General features: G+C 68.3%; 17 protein-coding genes. 8 read left to right on the top strand and 9 right to left on the bottom strand.

Annotated elements, in window-relative coordinates:
- Window positions 1–75: 75 nt before the first annotated feature.
- From AB4850_RS32250 to dprA, 3 genes are all read right to left on the bottom strand, one after another.
- Entirely contained in the window at window positions 76–2,736 is a 2,661-nt protein-coding gene (locus AB4850_RS32250; protein ID WP_414443448.1) for a DNA topoisomerase III, read from the bottom strand.
- A 204-nt stretch (window positions 2,737–2,940) separates the two neighbouring features.
- Window positions 2,941–3,321 carry a thioredoxin family protein gene (locus tag AB4850_RS32245; protein WP_414443447.1) on the bottom strand — a complete coding sequence of 127 codons (381 nt, stop codon included), beginning with the start codon at window positions 3,319–3,321 and terminating at the stop codon, window positions 2,941–2,943.
- Window positions 3,309–4,625 carry a DNA-processing protein DprA gene (dprA, locus tag AB4850_RS32240; protein ID WP_414445675.1) on the bottom strand — a complete coding sequence of 439 codons (1,317 nt, stop codon included), beginning with the start codon at window positions 4,623–4,625 and terminating at the stop codon, window positions 3,309–3,311. The genes AB4850_RS32245 and dprA overlap by 13 nt, the downstream gene beginning before the upstream one ends.
- Before the next feature lie 218 nt (window positions 4,626–4,843).
- Here dprA and def point away from each other — a divergent pair, with 218 nt between their 5' ends.
- The 4 genes from def to htpX all read left to right on the top strand — a co-directional run bounded on the left by def (window position 4,844) and on the right by htpX (window position 8,243).
- Window positions 4,844–5,347 carry a peptide deformylase gene (gene def, locus AB4850_RS32235; protein ID WP_414443446.1) on the top strand — a complete coding sequence of 168 codons (504 nt, stop codon included), beginning with the start codon at window positions 4,844–4,846 and terminating at the stop codon, window positions 5,345–5,347.
- A gap of 23 nt (window positions 5,348–5,370) precedes the next feature.
- Window positions 5,371–6,354: a methionyl-tRNA formyltransferase gene (gene fmt, locus AB4850_RS32230; RefSeq protein WP_414443445.1), complete on the top strand. Its 984-nt coding sequence runs from the start codon at window positions 5,371–5,373 to the stop codon at window positions 6,352–6,354.
- Window positions 6,355–6,592: 238 nt separating this feature from the next.
- A complete protein-coding gene (locus AB4850_RS32225; protein WP_414443444.1) occupies window positions 6,593–7,243 on the top strand; it encodes a LysE family translocator in 651 nt (216 codons plus the stop codon).
- A 142-nt stretch (window positions 7,244–7,385) separates the two neighbouring features.
- Window positions 7,386–8,243 carry a zinc metalloprotease HtpX gene (gene htpX, locus AB4850_RS32220; protein ID WP_414443443.1) on the top strand — a complete coding sequence of 286 codons (858 nt, stop codon included), beginning with the start codon at window positions 7,386–7,388 and terminating at the stop codon, window positions 8,241–8,243.
- Between the two features lie 60 nt (window positions 8,244–8,303).
- On the opposite strand, the gene AB4850_RS32215 is transcribed toward htpX, so the two are convergent.
- The 6 genes from AB4850_RS32215 to AB4850_RS32190 form a co-directional block, all read right to left on the bottom strand.
- Window positions 8,304–9,659 (bottom strand): MFS transporter, encoded by a 1,356-nt coding sequence (locus tag AB4850_RS32215; RefSeq protein WP_414443442.1) that lies wholly within the window; start codon window positions 9,657–9,659, stop codon window positions 8,304–8,306.
- Between the two features lie 656 nt (window positions 9,660–10,315).
- Window positions 10,316–13,078 carry a glycosyl hydrolase 2 galactose-binding domain-containing protein gene (locus AB4850_RS32210; RefSeq protein ID WP_414443441.1) on the bottom strand — a complete coding sequence of 921 codons (2,763 nt, stop codon included), beginning with the start codon at window positions 13,076–13,078 and terminating at the stop codon, window positions 10,316–10,318.
- Between the two features lie 23 nt (window positions 13,079–13,101).
- Window positions 13,102–14,127 carry a DUF1839 family protein gene (locus AB4850_RS32205; protein ID WP_414443440.1) on the bottom strand — a complete coding sequence of 342 codons (1,026 nt, stop codon included), beginning with the start codon at window positions 14,125–14,127 and terminating at the stop codon, window positions 13,102–13,104.
- The gene (locus tag AB4850_RS32200; protein ID WP_414443439.1) at window positions 14,124–15,182 is read right to left on the bottom strand and encodes an amino acid--[acyl-carrier-protein] ligase; all 1,059 of its coding nucleotides are present in this window, start codon (window positions 15,180–15,182) and stop codon (window positions 14,124–14,126) included. Before AB4850_RS32200 ends, AB4850_RS32205 begins: the two co-directional genes overlap by 4 nt.
- Before the next feature lie 4 nt (window positions 15,183–15,186).
- Window positions 15,187–16,554, bottom strand: a complete 1,368-nt coding sequence (locus AB4850_RS32195) for an acyl-CoA dehydrogenase family protein (protein ID WP_414443438.1) — start codon at window positions 16,552–16,554, stop codon at window positions 15,187–15,189.
- The gene (locus tag AB4850_RS32190) at window positions 16,551–16,796 is read right to left on the bottom strand and encodes an acyl carrier protein (RefSeq protein ID WP_206131927.1); all 246 of its coding nucleotides are present in this window, start codon (window positions 16,794–16,796) and stop codon (window positions 16,551–16,553) included. Before AB4850_RS32190 ends, AB4850_RS32195 begins: the two co-directional genes overlap by 4 nt.
- A 683-nt stretch (window positions 16,797–17,479) precedes the next feature.
- Here AB4850_RS32190 and rsmB point away from each other — a divergent pair.
- From rsmB to esaR, 4 genes are read left to right on the top strand one after another with little or no spacing between them, the layout of a single operon-like run.
- Window positions 17,480–18,937 carry a 16S rRNA (cytosine(967)-C(5))-methyltransferase RsmB gene (gene rsmB, locus AB4850_RS32185; protein WP_414443437.1) on the top strand — a complete coding sequence of 486 codons (1,458 nt, stop codon included), beginning with the start codon at window positions 17,480–17,482 and terminating at the stop codon, window positions 18,935–18,937.
- Complete coding sequence (locus AB4850_RS32180; RefSeq protein ID WP_414443436.1) at window positions 18,934–19,527, top strand: DUF4390 domain-containing protein; 594 nt, start codon at window positions 18,934–18,936, stop codon at window positions 19,525–19,527. The genes rsmB and AB4850_RS32180 overlap by 4 nt, the downstream gene beginning before the upstream one ends.
- Window positions 19,517–21,922, top strand: coding sequence for a sensor histidine kinase EsaS (gene esaS / locus AB4850_RS32175; RefSeq protein ID WP_414443435.1), 2,406 nt, complete (start codon window positions 19,517–19,519; stop codon window positions 21,920–21,922). Before AB4850_RS32180 ends, esaS begins: the two co-directional genes overlap by 11 nt.
- Complete coding sequence (gene esaR, locus AB4850_RS32170) at window positions 21,923–22,612, top strand: response regulator transcription factor EsaR (RefSeq protein ID WP_414443434.1); 690 nt, start codon at window positions 21,923–21,925, stop codon at window positions 22,610–22,612.
- Window positions 22,613–22,633: the final 21 nt, after the last annotated feature.

The following is a 22,633-nucleotide window of genomic DNA, read 5'->3' as shown; positions in this document are numbered from 1 at the left end:
GTCCGTCAGGACAGCGCGCTTTTTCATTCGGGCGCCGCGGTCCGCCCGGGTGGGCGAGACCGCGGCGCTACCACATCAAGACGACGCGGTCTTGCGAGCCGGCGCCTTCTTCGCGGCGACCTTCTTGGCTGCGGGTGCCTTCTTCGCTGCCGGCGCTTTCTTGGCGGCAACCTTCTTGGCCGGTGCGGCAACGGCGGCCGTATCGTCACCGTCCTCGTTCGCGGCGGCGGCCGAGGACGTCTTGGCTGCGGCCTTCTTCGCGGCGGCGCCCGGCTTCGGCTCCTTCTTCTCGAACTCGAAGCCGATCTTGCCGTCCGGTTGCTTGACGAGGAACGCCTTGAAGTTGCGGCCCGTGCGCGACGACTTGAAGTTCGGCAGCAGATCGGTCCGGCCGTCGGTCAGCAGCTTGGCCATCTGCTCGCGCGCGATTTCCTGTTGCAGGATCACCTTGCCCGAACGGAAGTCGCAGGTTTTCGGATTGGCGACCGAGTTTTCGCAGATGAAGCTCATGCCGTGCTCGAACACGCGGCCCCCGCACTTCGGGCAGGCGCCCACCGGCTCCTGCGCCGAGAAATCGGGCGCTTCGCCATCCTCGCCGCCCTGATCCTGGCCGAAATCGAACTCGAGCTTGTAGTTCTTCGTGTCTTCGTCGAACGACAGCTTGAGAATGGCCGAGAACGGCCGGCCCATCTTGCTGCGGAAGCCCGACAGCGGCCCGATCGTCTTTTTCTGGAGCAATTCCTCGACTTCGGGGATTTCGAACTGACGGCTGCCCGGGATCTTCGAGATCGAGAATTCGCACTGCGTGCAGGCGAAACGGCGATAGTTTTCCTTCACCTGACCGCCGCAATTCGGGCACGGCGTTTCCAGCGTCGCGTAGTCGCCGGGGATCGTGTCCGAATCGTATTCCTTGGCGCGCTTGACGATGGTTTGCGTCATGCGGGCGATTTCCTGCATGAACGCATCGCGCGGCAGGTTGCCGCGTTCCATCTGCGACAGCTTGTATTCCCACTCGCCGGTCAGTTCCGGTGCGGTCAGTTCCTTCACGCCGAGCCCGCGCAGCAGCGTGGTCAGCTGGAACGCCTTGGCGGTCGGGATCAGTTCGCGGCCTTCGCGCACGAGGTACTTTTCGCCGAGCAGGCCTTCGATGATCGCCGCGCGCGTGGCCGGCGTGCCGAGGCCCTTGTTGGCCATCGCCTCGCGCAGCTCGTCGTCGCCGACCAGCTTGCCCGCGCCTTCCATGGCGGACAGCAGGGTGGCTTCCGAATAGCGTGCGGGCGGCTTGGTCACGAGCGCGTGCGGCGCGATCTTGTCGGTCTTGACCTTCTCGTCCTTCTGCACCGGCACGAGGTTGGCGTCGGCGCCTTCGGCGTCGCGGCCATAGACCTGCAGCCAGCCCGGCTCGACCAGCACCTTGCCTTCGGTCTTGAAGTGATGGCCGGCCACTTCGGTGATGCGCGTGGTGACCTTGTACTCGGCCGCCGGGAAAAACACGGCGAGGAAGCGCTTGACCACCAGGTCGTAGAGCTTCTGCTCCGGCTCGGACAGCGCCTTCGGCGCCAGCAGGGTCGGGATGATGGCGAAGTGATCGCTGATCTTCGAATTGTCGAAGATCCGCTTGTTCGGCTTGACCCAGCCCTTGTCGAGCACCTGCTTGGCGTGCGGCAGGTAGTTGTTGCTTTCCTTCAGCATCTCGAGCGTCTGGCTCACGGTGTCGAGGTAATCCTCCGGCAGCGCGCGCGCGTCGGTACGCGGGTAGGTCAGCACCTTGTGCTTTTCATACAGCGCCTGCGCCAGGCCGAGCGTGTTCTTGGCCGAGAAGCCGAACCGGCTGTTGGCCTCGCGCTGCAGGCTGGTCAGGTCGTACAGCAGCGGCGAGAGCTGCGTGGACGGCTTCGATTCCTCGTTGACCGAGCCGATCTGCCCACGGCAGGCCGCCACGATGGTGTCGGCGGCCGGCAGGCTCCAGAGGCGCGAATCGCGCTTCTCGGGATCGTGCTCGTCGCGCTTGAACTTCGGGTCGTACCAGCGGCCTTCGTAGAAGCCCCCGGCGCAGACGAATTCGGCGCGCACTTCCCAGTAATCGCGCGACACGAATTGACGGATCTTCTCCTCGCGCTCGACGACGATCGACAGCGTGGGCGTCTGCACCCGGCCGACGGTGGTCAGGAAGAAGCCGCCGCCCTTGCTGTTGAACGCGGTCATGGCCCGCGTGCCGTTGATGCCGACCAGCCAATCCGCTTCGGAACGGCAGCGCGCCGCATCGGCGAGCGGTTGCATGTCTTCGTCGGAGCGCAGCTTGACGAAGCCGTCGCGGATCGCGGCCGGCGTCATCGACTGGAGCCAGAGGCGCTGGACCGGCTGCTTGGCTTTCGCGTGCTGCGCGATCAGGCGGAAAATCAGCTCGCCTTCGCGCCCCGCGTCGCATGCGTTGATGAGACGGTCGATGTCCTTGCGCTTGATCAGCTTGGTCAGCACCTTCAACCGCGATTCGCTCTTGGCGATCGGATTCAGGTCGAAATGCGGCGGAATGACGGGCAGATGCGCGAAGCTCCACTTGCCTCGCTTGACCTCGTATTCCTCGGGCGCGGCGATTTCGAGCAGGTGGCCGACCGCGGACGACAGGACGAAGTCGTCGTTTTCGAAATATTCGTCATGCTTGGTAAAGCCGCCCAGGGCGCGCGCGATGTCGTTCGCGACAGAGGGCTTTTCCGCAATGATCAGTGCTTTGGACATGACTCGAGTGGGTTGGAGAGACCGGATGGGCCGAATGACGGCCCTTTTACGTCGGCTTTATAGCACACGGCGCAGGGTCGACACCCGGCTCGTGTCAAAAGCGGGTCATCATAAGTGGGGGCCGATACACCCGCAAGCCCGCCGAAATCCCAGGCGGGGCGGGCATCGACGGCCGATGTCGGGCGCCGGACGAAAATTTCGGGGTCAGACGGCAACGTCGAGCAGATTGCGCAATTTCGGCGCGTGGGCGACACCGGGGATGGCCGTCAGGTCGGTCAGCATTCGTTCCACGATACCGCCATGCGGCAACACCGTGCCGAAAAAGCGCACGGCGTTCGCATCCTCGATCAGCAGGGTCGGGAAGTTCTCGACGTCGAAATCGTCGAGGCGATCGGCGTGCGTCTCGATGTCGATCCAGACGAAACAGGCTTCGGGATGGGCGGCGGCGAGCCGCTCGAACACCGCGTCGTAATCGCGGCAGGTGCCGCACCATTCGGCGCACAGGCAGGCGACGAGCAGCGCTTCGGGGTTGCGGAGGCGCTCGGCGATCCGATCGGCGTCGGTGTCGAGATTCAGCGCGGGCATTGCGGTTCCTTGCTCGGTGACGATGGCGCGGACTGCGCCCTGTCGCCGGAATGTAGCACGGGGCGGGCAAACGGCGCGGCGGCTGCATCGGCGGCGGCTGGCGCGTCGAGGCGCTGGAAACGGTCGCCGGGCAGGCTGGCCACGCGACCGGCCAGTTCGAGCTGCAACAGCAGGTGCGGCAGGCGGCTTGCGCTGACGCCGGAGCGTGCTGCGAGCAGATCGGCCGGCACGGGGCCGTGGCCGAGCGCCTCGAGGATGGCGAGCGCGGCGGCCGGCAGCGGTTCGGGCGGACGTGCGGCGGCCGAGCGGTTCGGCGGGCCGGACGCGTCGGGCTCGGGCGTCGCCCCGGCAGAGCGCCGTGCACGCCGAGGCGGTTTCAACTCGCGGGGCGGCGCCGCGGCGTCGCCTGCTACCTCGATGCCAAACTCTTCGAGCACGTCGGCCGGCGTTTCGACGAGCTTCGCACCGTCGCGGATCAGCGCATGGCAACCGCGCGCGAGCGGCGCATGGATCGAGCCGGGGATCGCGAACACGTCGCGCCCCATTTCATTGGCCACGCGCGCCGTGATCAACGAGCCCGAGCGCGGCGCGGCTTCCACCACCAGCACGCCGTCGCAGAGCGCGGCGATCAGCCGGTTGCGCTGCGGGAAGTTCGCGGCGCGAGCCGGCGTGCCGAGCGACCATTCGGACAGCAGCGCGCCGTGTTCGACGATCTCGTGCGCCAATGCATGATGCGCGGCCGGATAGACGCGATCGAGCCCCGTGCCGACCACCGCGACGGTGCCGGCCGCGCCGCCGAGCGCGCCGCGATGCGCGGCGGCATCGATGCCGCGCGCCAGGCCCGAGACGACGACCAGCCCCGCATCGGCCAGCACCCGCGCGAAGTGGACCGCATCGATGCGCCCCTGCGCCGTGCCGAGCCGGCTGCCGACGATGGCCACGCCGCGCCGGTGCAACCGCGCGGGATCGCCCTTTACATATAGCAGCGGCGGCGGATCGTAGAGCGTGGCGAGCCGGGGCGGATAGGCCGGATCGTGGCGCGTGATCACGTGCCCGCCGGAGCGGGCCAGCCAGTCGAGCACGGCGTCGAGTGCGTCGTCGGGCTGGCGGCGCGGCGCCAGCACCGCCTGCGCGGCGGCCTCGCCGGCAATCGCCGCCAGCGCGGCATGATCGGCGCCGAACAGCGCATCGATCGAATCGAACGCGCGCAGCAACGCCTCGCCGGCGGCGGTCGTCAGGCCGGGCGCGGAGGCCAGATGCAGCCACGCGCCAAGCGTTTGGCGGTTGAGCGGCGCGGGGTTCATGGCCGCCGCCCGAGCCGCGGCCAGCGATGCGCAGGCCGCCATGTTAAAATTTTCGCCATCCGAAATAAACAGAGCGATCGCGCGCACCCGCCCGCGGCGTTGGGCTGCGCGAGGCATTCCGCGCGACTCGGAGCCTCATCTTCCGGGTATCGCGACGGCCCGGCCAGTCGGCCGAATGGCCGAGCCGCCCGCCCCAACCGCTTTTCGAAACGAACATCATGGCGCTTCTGAACATCCTGCATTACCCCGACAAACGGCTGCACAAGGTGGCCAAGCCGGTCGCGGAGGTCAACGACCGCATCCGCCGGCTCGTCGACGACATGGCCGAAACCATGTACGACGCACCGGGCATCGGCCTCGCGGCCACCCAGGTCGACGTGCACGAGCGCGTGATCGTGATGGACACCTCGGAAGACAAGAACGCACTGCAGGTCTTCATCAATCCCGAGATCATCTGGTCGAGCGACGACAAGCAGGTCTACGAGGAAGGCTGCCTGTCGGTGCCGGGTGTCTACGACGAAGTGGAGCGGCCCGATCACGTGCGCGTGCGGGCGCTCGATCGCGACGGGAACGCGTTCGAGCTCGAATGCGAAGGCTTGCTGGCGGTCTGCATTCAGCACGAGATGGATCACCTGCTCGGCCGCGTGTTCGTGCAGTACCTGTCGCCGCTCAAGCAGAACCGCATCAAGTCGAAGATGAAGAAACTCGAACGCGAGATGTGACGCGCGTGACCGACCGATCCCCCATGACTCATTCGTTGCGCGTCGTCTTTGCCGGCACGCCGGAATTCGCTGCTTCGGCGCTGGCCGCGATCCACGAGGCCGGCTTCCCGGTGCCGCTGGTGCTGACCCAGCCCGATCGCCCGGCCGGCCGCGGCATGAAGCTGCAGGCCAGCGCGGTCAAGCGCTATGCGCTCGATCACGGCCTGCCTGTCGCGCAGCCGCCGTCGCTGCGCCGCAACGGCAAGTTCCCGGCCGAGGCGGCCGCCGCCGTCGACACGCTGAACGCCACGCCGCACGACGTGATGGTGGTGGCCGCCTACGGCCTGCTGCTGCCGCAGGAGGTGCTCGATATACCGCGCCACGGCTGCATCAACATCCACGCATCGCTGCTGCCGCGCTGGCGCGGCGCGGCGCCCATTCATCGTGCGATCGAATCGGGCGACACCGAAACCGGCGTCACGCTGATGCAGATGGATGTCGGGCTCGATACCGGCGCGATGCTGTCCGAAGCGCGCACGGCGATCGCTGCCGGCGACACCACGGCCTCGCTGCACGACACGCTCGCGGCGCTCGGCGCGAAGCTGATCGTCGAGGCGCTCGTGCAGCTCGAACGCGACGGCGCGCTCGCGTCGACGCCGCAGCCGGCCGACGGCATCACGTATGCCGAGAAGATCGGCAAGCACGAGGCCGCACTCGACTGGCGCGAGCCGGCCGCCACGCTGGCGCGGCGGATTCGCGCGTTCGACCCGTTTCCGGGCGGCGCGGGCACGCTCGACGGCACCGTGCTCAAGCTGTGGGCGGCCGAGGCTGTCGAAGCACATGCCACGGCCGAGCCAGGCACGATCGTCGAAGCGGGCGCCGACGGCGTCGTGATCGCCTGCGGCAGCGGCGCGTTGCGCGTCACGCAGTGGCAGAAGCCGGGCGGCAAGCGCCTGCCCGCACGCGAGTTCCTGGCCGGCGCGCCGCTTGCGGCCGGACAGCGTTTCGCGCTGCCCGAGGCGGGTTGAGCCGCCGCATCGAGCGCGCGGGCGGCGGCAGCGTGCCGTCTCAGGATTGAGACAGCACGCATATCACGCCGTTTTCCCCGTTTCGGTACGGTTTCGCACCGTTTTTCGATGTTTTTCGTGGTTTGCCGATCGATCGGAAGCGATCGCCGTTCAGGCGATGCGGCGTTTCAAACCTGCGCTGCCGCTCCTGCGACGCGCGTAGAATGATTCACCCCCGTTCGCTGCCTCGATTCTCCCCATGCTCGGCATCACTCATTTCGGCGTGTTCCTGCTCGCCGCGTTCCTGTTGAACATCACGCCCGGCCCCGATACTGCCTATATCGTCGGGCGCAGCGTCGCGCAGGGCCGTGGCGCGGGCATCGTTTCGGCGCTCGGGATCGGCACCGGCTGCCTGGTCCACACGCTGGCCTGCGCGTTCGGGCTGACCGCGTTGATCGCCGCTTCGCCGATGGCGTTTACGGTGGTCAAGTACGCGGGCGCGGCTTATCTGATCTATCTAGGCGTCAAGCTGCTGCTGGCCCGGCCGGAAGCGCCCACGGCGCAGTCCGCAGCCGAAGCGCCCGCCGCCGCGCCGGCTCGCTCCTTGCGCCAGCTTTACGTGCAGGGCGTCGCCACCAACGTGCTCAATCCGAAGGTGGTGCTGTTCTTCATCTCGTTCTTCCCGCAATTCGTCGCCGCCGACAGCGCGCACAAGACGCTCGCGTTTCTCGCGCTCGGCGGCGTGTTCTCGTTGCAGGGCCTGATCTGGAGCGTGATCGTGGCGTGGGTGGCCGGCAGCGTCACGCGCCGGCTGGCCGGCAATTCGGCCGTGAAGGTGTGGCTCGATCGCGTGGTGGGCAGCGCGTTCGTCGGCCTCGGCCTGCGGCTCGCGGTGGCGACCCAGCGCTGATGCATCACGGCGCGTGCTGATGCGCGCCGTCGTTGCGGGGATTGAATTTTTCCGGCGCGTCCCTATCTAACGAATCGCTTACAATCGTCCGGCGGCACATTTTGAGATGCCGTGGGACAGGATTTCGGTCAAGGAGTCGACTATGTTCAATTGGGTCAAGACGGCAATGCTGATGGCCGCGATCACGGCCCTGTTCATCGCGATCGGCGGCGCGATCGGCGGGTCGCGCGGGATGGTGATCGCGTTGCTGTTCGCGTTGGGCATGAATTTCTTTTCGTACTGGTTCTCGGACAAGATGGTCCTGCGCATGTACAACGCGCAGGAAGTGGACGAAACCACCGCGCCGCAGTTCTACCGCATGGTGCGTGAGCTGGCCACGCGCGCGAATCTGCCGATGCCGCGCGTCTACCTGATCGACGAAGCCGCGCCGAACGCGTTCGCCACCGGCCGCAATCCCGAACATGCGGCCGTGGCGGCCACCACCGGCATCCTGCGGGTGCTGTCCGAGCGCGAAATGCGCGGCGTGATGGCGCACGAGCTGGCGCACGTCAAGCATCGCGACATCCTGATCTCGACGATCTCGGCCACCATGGCCGGCGCGATCTCGGCGATCGCGAACTTCGCGATGTTCTTCGGCGGCCGCGACGAAAACGGCCGTTCGACCAACCCGATCGCCGGCATTGCGGTGGCGCTGCTCGCGCCGATCGCCGGTGCGCTGATCCAGATGGCGATTTCGCGCGCGCGCGAATTCGAGGCCGATCGCGGCGGCGCGCAAATCTCGGGCGATCCGCAGGCGCTGGCCACGGCGCTCGACAAGATCCACCGCTACGCCTCGGGCATTCCGTTCCAGACCGCCGAGGCGCACCCGGCCACGGCGCAGATGATGATCATGAACCCGCTGGCCGGCGGTTCGATCGCCAACCTGTTCAGCACCCACCCGGCCACCGAGGAGCGCGTCGCGCGCCTGATGGAAATGGCGCGCACCGGGCGCTTCGACTGAAGTCGAATCCGGCCTGAACCACGGGGCGGCCCGCCATCGCGCGGCCGCCCCGTTTTGCGTTCAGTGGCCGAGCGAGAACGTGCCTTCGGCGTCGGGGTGCTCTTCCGCGTAGGCCTTGGCCTCGTCGGAGACCGCGAGGAAGTACGTCAGCACCGCCGATAGCACGTACATGCCGGAGAAGATCCAGATCACGCCCTCGATGCCGACGCGGCTGCGAAACAGCGTCACCACCAGCGGCCCCAGCCACACGCTGATGCCCGCGCCCAAACCCAGGATCGACAGCGCCGGCCCCTTCTCCTTCGGGCACAGTTGCGGCACGAGCCCCGACAGCGGCACGAAGCACGCGAGCGTCGCGCCGTACAGCACGCCGAACAGCGAGATCATCGCGAAATCGCCCTTGAACAGCAGCGGCATGTAGTACATCAGCGGCACGGTGATCGCCGAGCCCACGCCGCCCGCGAAGCCGATCACGCGCCGATAGCCGATGCGGTCGGCCACCATCCCCGAGGCCAGGTTGAAGACGATGTTGCTCAGGAAAATGATCGACAGCAGATGCAGCCAATCCTCGAGCGTCAGGCCGATCACCTTCGTGAAGAACGCCGGCATGATCACCAGGAACGCATATTCCGACGAGGTGTTGATGGCGCGCACCACGCCGGCCATCATGATCTTCGGCTCGCGCCAGAGAATCGTGACGCTGCCGAACACCACCTTCAGCGGGTGCGTGCCGTGGGGGGCCAGCCGTTCGCTGCCGGCCTTGTCGCGGCAGAACAGCAGCGTGATCGCGCCGCCGAGCGTGACGAGGCCGAGCGAGGCCCAGAACGTCGGCACCTGGCCGATGGCGGGAATCGCGAACGCGGCGAACAGCGAGCCGAGCGTCGGCAGGCCGGCGGCGAACGCGAACCAGAACCAGCCCACGGCCGAACCCATCTGACGCGACGGCGTGGCCGCCGCGATCCACACCAGGAAGCCGAACGCGAACAGCGGATAGCCGAGCCCGCGGATCGCATAGGCGACCAGCATGATCGGGTAGCTGTGGGTCTGCACGCCGAAGCTCAGGAACAGCACCTCGAACACCATCCAGATGGCGAGGCCCACGGCCATGACGCGTTTCGGCCCCCAGAGATCGGACAGCGCGCCCGACAGCCACGAGGAAATCGACACGGTGACGCCGTACACCGTGAACAGCAGCGCGACCTTGTCGTTCGAGACGCCGTGGCTGCCGAGGAAGGGGGCGAGATAACCGGCTTCGACGCCGTCGCCGATCATGAACAGCAACAGGCCGAGAAAGCCGACCGCGAGCGATTTGGGCAGGCCGATCCGCTCGAAGATGTCGCGTGAGCCGGAGCGTGTGGTGTAGGCGATGCGTGTGGCGTCGCGTTGCGCGACGGAAATATTCTGATTGTCGGTAGACATGTGAGTCGTGACTCCGTGTTGGTGTGTCAGCGCTCGTTCGAAAAACGCGGACGAGCAGAACCACACTCGGTCGGCGTCGGGGACGCGCGATGACGAGCACGGGCGTGCGGACCCGGCCAGGCGAACAGCACTGGTGCGCGAGGTCCGGCAGCGCAGCGCGAGGTCGCGCGAAGCGACGTCAGGCGACTGCGAATCGAAGGTGAGGGCGTCCGCCTCGGCATGCGGATCGGCATGTGAGCCGGCATGCAAAGCGGAGTGGACGCGGCGACGCTATTCGCGCAAGCGTTTGTGGAGAGTCGGATTCATGGCTTGGCCGTCCTCGTTAGAACCGGTTCCGATTCGTCGCGGCACGATGCCATGACGAGTCTTCGACGATTCGAAGGGGTTACGCACGATCTAGAGCCGCACTTCGGAGAAGGTGCCAGTGTCTCCCCTGGCTCTTCACCGCCTGCTTTGCAGACGACATTCCAGCCTGCTGCCTGCAGGACCGGAACATTGGACATGCTCCTGCGGCGCCGCTGAAAACACGACGCGCCGCCAGACGCATTTGAACGATTGATGCTGGATCAAACGGTTGCGGTGTTACCGCTAACCAGCCTGGATTATACGGAAATCGTGCGCCATATCAAAAATACGGTGCGTCGTGCGCGCCGGGCTCAATCGTAGAAAACCGGCGCGTACGCGTTGATCGCGCGAATCTCGCCGGCCGGCTTCGGCAGCGCATCGATATCGATGCTGCCGGGATGTCGCGGCACCAGCGGCACCACCACCGGCTCGCGCGGCGCGAGATGAAACCCGTCGAGCACGGCGCGATAGTGACGGTCCGCCACCTGCACGAAGCGCGCGAAACGTTGCGCTTCGATGCGCAACTGCCAGCCGTCGGCGGACCGTTCCAGCGCCACCGTCAGCCCGAGATCGTGACGCTCGCGGGCCGAGCGGTCGGGCAGATGGAACGCCTCGGCGAGCAGCGCGCCGGTGTCGCGCGCGCGCAGGCTGGCGAGGGTCACGTCGTGCGCGCGCGGGCCGAACCGGTAGGCGTGCGTGAAATCGAAGAACTGCCCGAGGCACTGCGCGGCCGACACGCGCTGCGTGCTGCGCGCGGGCAGTTCGATCTCGCATTGCGCCGACGCTACCGTCACCGCGCCGTCGCGCAGGCACACCAGATCGAGACGCGCGGCGATCGGCTCGGCGCGCTCGTTGATCAGATGCAGATCGAGCCCGTTCAGGCCTTCGTCGGTGATCGCGAGCTGCACCGGCTGCCAGGCTTGCGCCAGCCCGTGGTAGGCGCTTTTCGGTGCGCCGTGCGCATCGATCACGCCCCAGCCCGCGCCGATACGCAGGTCCTGCCATTGCCACACGATGCCGCCGCCGCACGCCGAACCGGCGCGCCGCCACTCGGCGAACACCTCGCGCATGACGTCGGCCACCACCGCGCGCGACAGATCCAGATAGCGCGGTGAATCCTCGTAGCGCAGGCGCGCGGGATCGACGTCGTAGAGCGTACGCAGATAGTGGTCGCGCACGTCGTCGAAATCCCAGCCCGCGCCGGGGTCGCGCGGCACGGCGCGTTTCCAGCGCGGGTCGTGCGCCTGATGCGTGCCGAGCGCGTCGAGCGCCACGTCGTCGGGCACGTTCGCGAATGCAAGGCATTCGCCGGCGAAGCGCACGTTGGCGCGGCGCGCGTCGTCGAGCGGGCGCAGATAGGCGCCCACGCCGTAGTAATGCGTGATGCCTTCATCGGTCGAGAACGGCCACGCGCCGCCCGACGGCGAGTTCGTCACGTAGACGGCATCGCCGCGTTCGCGTGCGGCGATGCCGGCCAGTTGCGACGTGAACAGCGCCTGCGTGCGCAGGGCTTCGGGCAGGCCGAACATCGCGGCCTGCTGATCGACTTCGCTGCCGCCGCACAGCACGGCCAGCGACGCGAAGCGGCGCGTGCGAGCGAGGAACTGCGTGGCCTCGCGCTCGACCGAGGCGACGAACGCGGCATCGGCCGGATAGTCGAAATTGGCGAACGCGAAGTCATGCCAGATCAGCACGCCGGTGCGGTCCGCGATCTCGAAGAACGCATCCGATTCGTACAGCATGGTGCCGCCCACGCGCAGCAGATTGAGGCCGGCGTCGCGCGCCAGCGCGAAGCTGCGCGCGAGCGCGTGCGGCTCGCCTGTCAGCGTGACGAGATCGGCGCTGGTCCAGCATGCGCCGCGACAGAACACCGGCACGCCGTTCACGCGCAGCGCGAAGCCACGGCCGTCGGCGCCGCGATCGACGTCGAGGGTGCGGAAGCCGACTTCGCCGAGCGGATGCGTGCGTGGTGCTGCGCCGTCGCGTGTGCTCAGTTCTAGCGTCAGCGCGTGCAGTGCGGGCGTGCCGTGTGTATGCGGCCACCATTTCTCGACGCGTGCGATGCGCAGTTCGCCGCGCGCGTGGCCGGCGTCGTCCCAGCTCAGATCGGTGAGGTGATCGCCGCAGCGCAGGCGGGCGCGCAAGGTGTGCTTCGCCCGCGCATCGAGAAAGCGGATCGTGACCGACACGATGCCGTCGTCGCCGTCGAGGCGCGTCGTGCAATCGACGTGCTCGATCGCGTCCGGTGTGGCGGCCAGCAACTCCACCGCGCGCCACGGCCCCGCCGCCTGCACGGTCGGGCACCAGCCCGGCATGTGCCCGAGCAGCGTGGTGCGCACCGCGCGCAGGCTTGGCGGCGACGCGAGGCGCGGCCGCCAGCGCGCGCGGCCGCGCTTCGCGGCCAGCGCGCCCGCCAGCGAACGGAAGCACAGCGTCAGCACGCTGGCCGCATGCAGGCTCACGTCGAGATCGTGCGCGACGAACATCGAATCGCTGTCGAGCTGTTTCGTATCGTCGAGCCAGACCTCGGCGATCGTCGCGAGGCCGTGCAGGCGCAGCCGCCGCGTGCCGTCGCCGGGCAGCGCGACGCGAAACCAGTGATCGTCGTAGGCGAAGGCCGGGGCGTGCTCGATGTCGAGCCGCCCGGCCGCCCGCCACGCGCCGGCCACCGTGCCGGGCACGGCGGCGGCGAGCCAGTCGCCGTCGGCGGGCAGCATCGACGGCGCGGCGAACGCACCGGCCGGCGTCGACAGGCAGCGCCAGCCGGTATCGATCCGCACGGGCCAGGGCGAGGCGCTGTCGGTATCGGCATTGGCATCACCCCCGACATCGCCCTTGCCCTCGGCGTCGGCGTCGGCATCGGCATCGGCATCGGCATCGGCATCGGCATCGGCATCGGCGTTGGCATCGGCGTTGGCGTTGGCATCGGCATCGACCTCGGCATTGGCATCGACGTCATCCTCGGCACCGGCACCGGCACCGGCACCGGCCGCGACATCACCCCCGCCCTCACCACCTCGCGAAAGCGACATCGACGCCTCGATCGTTTCGATATCGGTCAGCCTGATCCGCACGGCGTCTCCTGGCGGGCGTGCCGTCACTGCACGAGGGCGGCGAGCGGCGGCAGCGTGTTGTCGTAGGCGTGTTCGAGGTGGTCGAAGCAGTCCTCGCAGAGATCGCGCCGCTTGCGGGCGATGGCGCGCATCACGCGGAACTGCATGACCATCGCCTCTGACGCGATGGCCTGCGCGGCAATCGGAATCGAGCCGGGAATATCGAAGCCCTGGTCGGACAGCCAGGTCAGGTACTTCGACAGGAACTCGAAGTTCGCGCCGAGCTGCCGCATCAGGTTGAACGTGTACGGATGGAAGTACGTCTCGCCGCGTTCGAGCAGCGTGTCGAGATGCGCCGGGAACGCCGTGCGCCAGCGTGCGATCGGGTTCACGGCCGGTCGCCGCTCCAGGTGCATGGCCAGCAGCGCCGCCGATTCCTCGGCGAGCTGGCCGCCCGCGAGCGGGCTGCGCGTCTGCTTGGCGAACTCGACGTACGGGAACAGCAGGTCGTCCCGGCCGGCGAATTGCGGCAGCTTGCGGAACACGCCGTCGTAATCGTCGCCTTCCACGAGGTGATAGCCGGTGTTGTGGAAATAGCCGCAGCGCCGCGTGGCCGGATCGATGAAATCCACGCCGATGGTGGTTTTCGGATGGGTGCGCCGGTACGAGGTGGCGCGCGTGTCCGGCAGGTAGAAGCCGTCCACCTCGGCGAGCACGGTGTTGCCGCGCTGCGTCTGCGCCAGCACGTGGGCCTCGATCGAATCGTAGATCGCCAGCTCCTGCACCTGGGTGCCGTACAGGCGCTCGATGTCCTCCAGCGGAAACTTGAAGAACGTGAACTGGTCGCCCTCGAAATCCTGCGTGACGGTGAACGCGAGCGCCGCGCGCGGGTCGAGCCCGAAGCCGTGCAGCAGCTCGATCCACAAGTCGACGTAGCAATTGGTTTCCTGCCAGACGCGCTCGCCCTGATGCAGCGCGTGCGAGGCGTGCCGGCGCAGCGGCATGGCCGCGCCGGCCGGCGGCGCGGCGATCGCGGGTGACGCGAGGGGAGCGTGGACGACCGGATTCATGCGCTTTCTCCGGCCAGACGCGCGCCCGGCGTGCCCGCCAGGCCATCGATGCCGAGCGTCACGCAGGCGGCCGTATCGCCCCACAGCAGCGCGCGCACTTCTTCCGGCCAGGCCTGCACGTCGAGCCCGTGATGACGGAACAGCGCCAGCGTGATGCGCTCCATGCCGAAGCCCACGCAGGCGGTGTGCGCGACCGAGCCGTCGGCGCAGGCGATGCGCCAGATCTGGCCGAAGTGCTCCATGTGATAGTTGAACGACAGGCAGGCGGTCTTCTTCTCGTCGCTCGACACCGGGATCAGCAGTTCGAACTTGAGCGCCTGGGCGCGCTGGCTGTCGGCGACGATCTTGCCGCCGCGGCCGAAGAACGGATCGTTGGCGAGATCCACCTCGAGCGGCAGGTTCAGCAGCTTGACGAGCAGCGAGCCGCGCTCGATCCAGCGCTGACGGAATTCGAGCACCTGATCGCCGCTGCCGATCCGCACGTATTCGCGCTGACGGAACATCTGCATGCGCGCCGGATCGAGCGACGGCTCGTGGCGGAAGCAGTACGACATCACGTCGACGGTGCGGCCGTCGGCGGGCAGCGGGCCGCGCTTGGCGATCACCGGGTAGATCGGGTAGCAGGCGGCCGGCGTCAGCACGATGCGGGTGGGCTGCTGCTGATCCATCCAGGCCGTGTCGCGATCTTCCGGGCCGGCTTCCATGGCCTTGTCGAGCGCCGTCAGCAGGCGGCGCTGGCCCATCTCGTTGCCGCAGAACGCATGCACCGTGCCGGCCAGATCGGGGAAGTTCTTCAGGTATTCGCTGTCCTCGAAATCGGTGCGGCGCATCGCGGGCGGAAAGCGCAGCAGTTCGGCCTGCTGATCCGCGCCGAGGTGCGTGATCGCCACGCTCAGGCGCTCGATCACGTCCTCGAACACCTGGCTGCGGCCGTACAGGCCGTCCTCGCCGGTCTCGATCAGGAGGCCCGAGGCCAGCAGCGCGTCGCGCAGGCCGGCGGCCTCGATTCGCGGGCCGGCGGCGAGTGCGGCGTCGTCGATGGTCATGGTGTTCATCGTGTTACCCCTTCGCGTGGGTGGTCGGGCGCTGCGCGAGCAGGAGGCTCGCGGTGTTCTGCGCGATGCGGTCGTTGTTGATCATCAGCGGCGCGGAGTGCAGGTCGCGCAGGTGGCGCCCGACGCTGAACGGCGTGCCGTTCTTGTAGCCCGCCATGCCGCAGATCATCAGCACCTGCTGCACGACCTGCAGGGCCGTTTGCGAGATGGCGGTCTTCAGCGTGTTCATGTCGGCGGCGAAGCCGAGCATCGCGGAGAGCGGCGCGTCGTCGTCGGCCGGGCCGCGCGCGGCCCGGTGCTCCGCGTGCTCGGCCTGGAACGCGGCCGCGAGGCGCGCCTGCATCATCTGCAACAGGCCCACCGCTTCGGCCAGGCGCAGGCCGGCGGGCGGCACCGAGCCGGGCTTGGCGCGCGCCTGGGCGCGGAAGAACGCCTTGGCGCGGTTCACGGCGTCGCCGGCGATGCCGGTCCATACGGCGGCCCACAGCGTGTGCGAGACGGGCAGCATGGTGCGATCGGCGATCTCGGCGAACGGCGTGGCGAGGATCTGGTCGGCGTGGCCGGTGGCGGCCAGCGCGAAGCCTTCGCTGCAGGTGCCGCGCATGCCCATCGAATCCCAGCCGTTGCGCTTGTCGAGCCGCGTCTCGTCGCGCAGCGCGACGATCAGCACCTGGTCGGCGGCCGGCGCGTCGGCGGTGCGCCGCGCGGTGACCAGGATCGCGTCGGCGTGCGCGCCGTAGGAGATGGTCGGGCAGGCCTTGTCGATGCGAAAGCGCGTGCCGTCGAGTTCGACCGAGCAGGCGCTGGTGCGCATGCTGCCGCCGATGTTTTCTTCCGAGGTGGCCGACGCGAGCAGCCACTGGTGTTCGACCAGCTTGCCGAGCAGCGCGCGCTGCCAGGCGTTGCCGCTGGCGTGGCGCTCGATGCAGGCCACCTGGATCTGGTGCATCGCGTAGACCATCGCGGTCGACGCGCAGCCGTGCGCGAGCGTTTCGCAGATATCGCCGACCTCGGCCAGCGACAAGCCCGCGCCGCCATACGCGGCCGGCACCAGCGCGGACAGCAATCGCTCGCGGCGCAGCGCCTCGAACGCCTCGAACGGGAAGCGCGCCTCGCGGTCGATGGCGTCGGCGAACTGGGCGGCGAGATCGGCGCAGCGTTGGGCGGCGGCGCGCCAGTCCGGCTCGGGCGACGCTAGCGGTGTGCTCGATGCGGACAACGGGGACAGCGATGCAACGGCGGGCGGTGCGGATGGCAGGATCTGCTCCGCACGTTTCGCTGCATCCGGCAAATCGCTGGCCGTGGCCGCCGCCAGCGCGGCCGAGCCGGCCGGGTCCGCCGCCGCCGGCTGATGGATCAGCGGCGAGTTCATGCGGCGGCCTTCTGCAGTTCGGCCACGGCGGCGGCCAGCGAGTCGATGCTCGAGAACAGGCGGCGCGTGAGCATGCGGTCGGGCACCTCGATGCCGAACTCGTCCTCGATGGCGAGCATCAGGTGGACGGTGGCGAGCGAGGAGAGGCCGGCGGCGTAGAGATCGGCGTCGTCGGCGAGCGTATCGACTGGCACGCTCAGGCGGGCGGATTCGGAAAGGATGCGGCGCAATGCGGTTTTCATGGAACGAGGTCCCCGATTGAGGTGGTGCTGCTGGTGCGTTCGGGGGTTCGAACCGTGTCGTGCCGCAATCCACCAAGCCCGTGGCATGCGCTGGCTCCAATCCCCGCTGGTCATGACCGCGTCCGGCGGCCTGGCGCTCGCGTCGTGCGCGGTGCGTCCGGCTGGGTGGCCGTCATGCGGCGCGCGTCGGGGCCGGTCCGTTTTTCGACCGCCGTGCCCTTCGATGCTCCGTGGTTTCTATTAGACGAATCGCAGCGAGTTCGCGTCCGTGCGATTCCGCACCGAACCACAGGGGCGGCCAGGGCGGCTCGGGTATGAGGAATCGGGGTTGTCGGGTGGTGGCCCGGTGCCCGGCACGGCAACGCGTGCGGGTTCGGCATACGAGCCCGGCATACGTGCCCGGCACGCGAGGCCGGCACATGAGCGCGGCATGCGAGGCCGGCATATGAGCGCGGCACGCGAGGCCGGCACGCGAGGCCGGCACATGAGCCCGGCATATGAGCCCGGCACATGAGCCCGGCACGCGACGCAGGCATACGAGGCCGCCGGCCCGGCCCGCCGGTTTGGCTCATTGCCCCGGCCCGCGCGGGAATCCGCCCCGGCGGCGCGCTACAATCCCCCGTTTGACGCCATTCGTCCGCCGCGCAGCCCGCTCGGCGCCGGTGCGCACGATCCCGTACCCGATGACCCAGCCTCGCACCCCCCGCCCGTCCCGTCCGCGTCACGCCAATCCGGGCAAGCCCGCCCGGCCGGCGCCGGCGCGCACGCCGCACGCGCCGGCCTCGCACCTGTCCGCGCTGCACCTGCCGCCCGATTCGCTCGGCTTCGCGCTCGACGGCGCCGCGCAGGCGCTGGTCGCCGTGTCGCACGGCAGCGCGTTGCCCGCCGCGCTGGCCGCGGTGCAGGCGGCCCAGCCGGCGGCGGCGCGCGGCCTGTCGCGCGGCGCGATCCAGGACATCGCCTACCGCTCGATGCGCCGGCGCGGCACCACCGACTGGCTGATCGGCACGCTGGTCAGCAAGGCGCCGCCCGAGCATGTGCAGGCCTTGCTGGCCTGTGCGCTGGCGCTGCTGGTCGACGAAGGGGCCGATGCGGCTTACGCGCCGTTTACCGTGGTCGATCAGGCGGTGACGGCGCTTGGCGCACGCCGCGAATTCGGGTTCGCGAAGGGCCTGGTCAATGCGGTGCTGCGTCGCTTCCTGCGCGAACGCGCGACGCTCGCCACGCAATGGCAGGCGGTACGCGAGGCGCGCTGGAACTATCGCGACTGGTGGATCGACGCGGTCGAACGCGCCTGGCCGAACGACTGGCAGGCGATCCTCGCGGCCGGCGACGCGCCCGGCCCGCTGACGCTGCGCGTCAATGCGCGGCAGACCAGCGTCGAGGCCTACCTGGCCACGCTGAACCAACACGGCATCGCGGCGCAGGCGGTCGGCCGGCATGCGGTGCGGCTTGCCGCGGCGTTGCCGGTGGACCGGATTCCGGGCTTCGCGGAAGGCGTCGTGTCGGTGCAGGATGCCGGGGCGCAGCTTGCGGCCGAATGGCTCGGTGTGCGTGACGGCATGCGCGTGCTCGACGCCTGCGCGGCGCCGGGCGGCAAGACCGGCCATCTGCTGGAGCAGGCCGAGGTGGACGTGGTGGCGCTCGAAAGCGACGCGTCGCGTGCCACCCGCATCGGCGACAACCTCGCGCGCCTGAAGCTCGTGGCCGAGGTGCGGGTGGGCGATGCGGGCGACCCGGCCGCGTGGCACGACGGGCAGGCGTTCGACCGAATCCTGGCCGACGTGCCGTGCTCGGCCTCGGGCATCGTGCGCCGTCATCCCGATATCCGCTGGCTGCGCCGCGAGACCGACGTGGCCGCGCTGGTGGCCGAGCAGCGCCGCATCGTGCTGGCATTGTGGCCGTTGCTGAAACCGGGCGGCGAATTGTTGTACGTGACGTGCTCGATCTTCCCCGAGGAAGGCGAACAGCAGGCGCGCTGGTTTGAAGCGGCGGTTCAAGATGCGGTACGATTGGACGCGCCCGGGCAACTGCTGCCTCGGGCCGCCGCGGGCCGGTTGCAGGACGATGCCGGTCACGACGCCGACGCGCGGCCGGCCGATCACGACGGATTCTTCTACGCGCGCTTTCAGAAACGGTGACGATCTCTCGCCTCCTTCCACTTCGGTTCGCGGCCGCGCTGCTGGTCGCGATCACGCTGTGCCTCGCGGCCGCCGCGCCCGCCGCCCATGCCGATCCGGTCAACGTCCAGCGCGCGTCGCTGCAATCGGACGGCAACGGCTGGGCGCTCGACGTGCGCTTCGAGTTCGAGCTGAACGCCAATCTCGAAGATGCCGTCAACAAGGGCATTCCGCTCTATTTCACGACCGATTTCGAACTGAGCCGCGCGCGCTGGTACTGGTTCGACGAACAGCCGGTGTCGGTCACGCAAACCATCCGCCTGTCGTTCCAGCCGCTCACGCGCGAATATCGCGTCTCCACGGGCGGCCTGCAGCTCGGCTTCCCGACGCTCAAGGATGCGCTGGCGGTGGTGCAGCACGTGAGCTCCTGGCACGTGATCGACCGCACGCAGGTGCAGGCCGGTGAAACGTACACGGCCTCGGTGCGCATGCAGCTCGATACCGCGCTGATGCCGAAGCCGTTCCAGGTTGACGCGGTGAACAACCGCGACTGGACGCTCGTGTCCGACTGGAAGCGCTTCACGTTCACGGTGACCGATCGTGCGAAATAGCCTGAGCCGCTTCTTCGGCAAGAGCCTGCTGATTCGCGTGCTCGTCTCGACCGTCGCGGTCACGGCGCTACTGCTGCTGGTGCTGCTCGCCGCCGCGAGCGCCAACACCGAATTCTTCGATCGCTATTACTCGTGGCTCTACACCGCGAACATTCTCGTCGCGATCGTGTTCCTGCTGGTGGTGCTCGGGCTCGGCGGGATGATCGTGGTGCGCCTGCGCAAGGGCAAGTTCGGCACGCGGCTGCTCGCCAAGCTGGCGATCTTCTTCGCGCTGGTGGGCGTGGTGCCGGGCGGCATCATCTACATCGTGTCGTATCAGTTCGTCTCGCGCAGCATCGAGTCGTGGTTCGACGTCAACGTGGAGACGGCGCTGACGGCCGGCCTGAACCTCGGCCGCGGCATGCTCGACGCCTCGCTGTCGGATCTGCAGAACAAGGCGCGGCTGATGTCGGAGCAACTGTCGAGCGCCGATGCCAACACCAACGGCACCACGCTGACGCTGCTGCGGCTGCGCGACCAGTTCGGCGTGCAGGACGCCACCATCGTCGAGCCGGGCCACAACGGCACGGGTGCGACGCCCGATCTGCACATCGTCGCGCAGGCCTCGGGCAATTTCGCCGCGCTGATCCCCGACGACATGCCCACGCCGCTGATGCTGGACCAGGCGCGCGAGCACAGCGGCTACGCGGCGATCGAAGGCGAGGTGGATGGCGATCCGCGCGCGCGCGGCGCGAAGGGCGCGCTGCGCCTGCGCGTGGTGCAGCGCATTCCCGATTCGTCGACGGCGCTGCTGCGGCCGGTCGAGCGCTATCTGCAACTGACGCAGCCCGTCTCGCCCACGCTTGCGCGCAACGCCGACGCCGTGCAGCGCGCCTACCGCGAGTACCAGGAAAAATCGCTGGGCCGCAGCGGCCTGCGCAAGATGTATATCGGCACGCTGACGCTCGCGCTGTTCCTGGCCACCTTCATCGCGATGATGATCGCGCTCGCGCTCGGCAACCAGCTCGCGCGGCCGCTGTTCCTGCTGGCGCAGGGCACCAAGGAAGTGGCCGAAGGCGACTACACGCCCAAGCGCGAGCTGAAGACGCGCGACGAGCTCGGCTTCCTCACGCAGTCGTTCAACGCGATGACGCGCCAGTTGTCCGAGGCGCGGCTCGCGGTGGAGCGCAACCGCGTCGCGCTCGAATATTCGAAGTCCTACCTCGAAGGCATCCTGGCCAACCTGACGGCCGGCGTGTTCGTGCTCGACCGCCAGTTTCGCCTGACGATCGCCAATCGCGGCGCCGAGCGGATTTTCCGCCAGCCGTTCCAGTCGCAGATCGGCACCGTGCTCGATCAACTGGCGGTGGTCGCCGAGTTCGGCGCGATGGTGCGCAAGGCGTTCGCGGATCGCGAGGCCACCGGCCATGGCGGCGAGGATCGCGGGCACTGGCAGCAGCAGTTCGCCGTGACGGTGCCGGGCGAGCCCGAGCCGCTCACGCTGCTGGTACGCGGCACGCGTCTTGCGTCGGCCGTGGCGGGCGAGGCCGACGATCCCCAGACATCCGGCTACGTGGTGGTGTTCGACGATATTTCCGACGTGATCTCCGCGCAGCGCTCGGTGGCCTGGGGCGAGGTGGCGCGACGGCTCGCGCACGAGATCAAGAACCCGCTCACGCCGATCCAGCTTTCGGCCGAGCGCCTGCAGATGAAACTCGCCGACAAGCTCGCGCCGGCCGATGCCGACATGCTCAAGCGCGGCGCGACCACCATCGTCAACCAGGTGGCCGCAATGAAGCGCATGGTGGACGATTTCCGCGATTACGCGCGCACGCCGCCGGCCGTGCTCGGCAATCTGCAGCTCAACGATCTGGTCAGCGAAGTGCTGACGCTGTACGGCGTGGGCGAAGGCAAGAACGTGATCGTGGTCGAGCAGGGGCCGCTGCCGGTGATCCGCGGCGACGCCACGCAACTGCGTCAGGTGATCCACAATCTGCTGCAGAACGCGCAGGATTCGGTCGCCGATGTCGCGCAGCCTCGTGTGTGGCTCGAAACGAGGGCAGTAGAATATGGCGACCCCGATGCGAGCGGCATGCGGCGCATCGCGGTGCGGCTGGGTGTATCCGACAACGGCCCGGGTTTTTCGGCGCGCATCCTCACGCGCGCGTTCGAGCCTTACGTCACGACGAAGGCGAAGGGCACGGGCCTCGGGCTCGCAACAGTGAAGAAGATCGTGGATGAACACGGTGCGCGGATCGATCTGCGCAACCGCATGCAGGGTGAAGTGGTCGAGGGCGCGCAGGTTTCCATCCTGTTCCTGCAGCTCGCCGACGACACCACGGGCTCCGAGGGCGGAGCGAACAGCGGAACGGCACCCGCCAAGACAAAAGCAACAGTGCAGACAAGGGCAGCGTAAATGGCAACCATCCTGGTGGTAGATGATGAAATGGGCATCCGGGAATTGCTCTCGGAAATCCTCGCGGACGAAGGACACGTCGTCGAGTTGGCGGAGAACGCGCAGGCCGCGCGTGACTATCGTCAGCGGCTCGCGCCCGATCTCGTCCTGCTCGACATCTGGATGCCCGATACGGACGGCGTCACGTTGTTGAAGGAATGGGCGAGCCACGGGCAACTGACGATGCCCGTGATCATGATGTCCGGGCACGCGACGATCGATACCGCGGTCGAGGCGACCAAGATCGGCGCACTCGATTTCCTCGAGAAGCCGATCGCATTGCAGAAGCTGCTGAAATCGGTCGAGCACGGCCTGGCGCGCGGCGCGGCGCCGGTGCAGCCAAGCCCGGCGGCGAAGCCGGCAGCCGGCCCGGCGGCGGTGGCCTCGGCCGCCGCGCTGCCGACGCTCGGCGAGGAAGTGCAGGTGGCGCTCGGCGCGTCGGGGCAGGCTGCCGCGATCCCGTTCGACATTCCGTTGCGCGAGGCGCGCGATGCGTTCGAGCGGGCCTACTTCGAGTACCACCTGGCACGCGAGAACGGCAGCATGACGCGCGTCGCGGAAAAGACGGGCCTCGAACGCACGCACTTGTATCGCAAGCTCAAGCAGCTCGGCGTCGAACTCGGCAAGAAGCCTCCGGAAGGCGGCCTCTGAATTTTTTGCGAAAAGGGCTTG

This window comes from Burkholderia sp. 22PA0106, assembly GCF_047497155.1.
Classification (GTDB): Bacteria; Pseudomonadota; Gammaproteobacteria; order Burkholderiales; family Burkholderiaceae; genus Burkholderia.
This window is presented reverse-complemented; position numbering and strand designations above follow the sequence as displayed.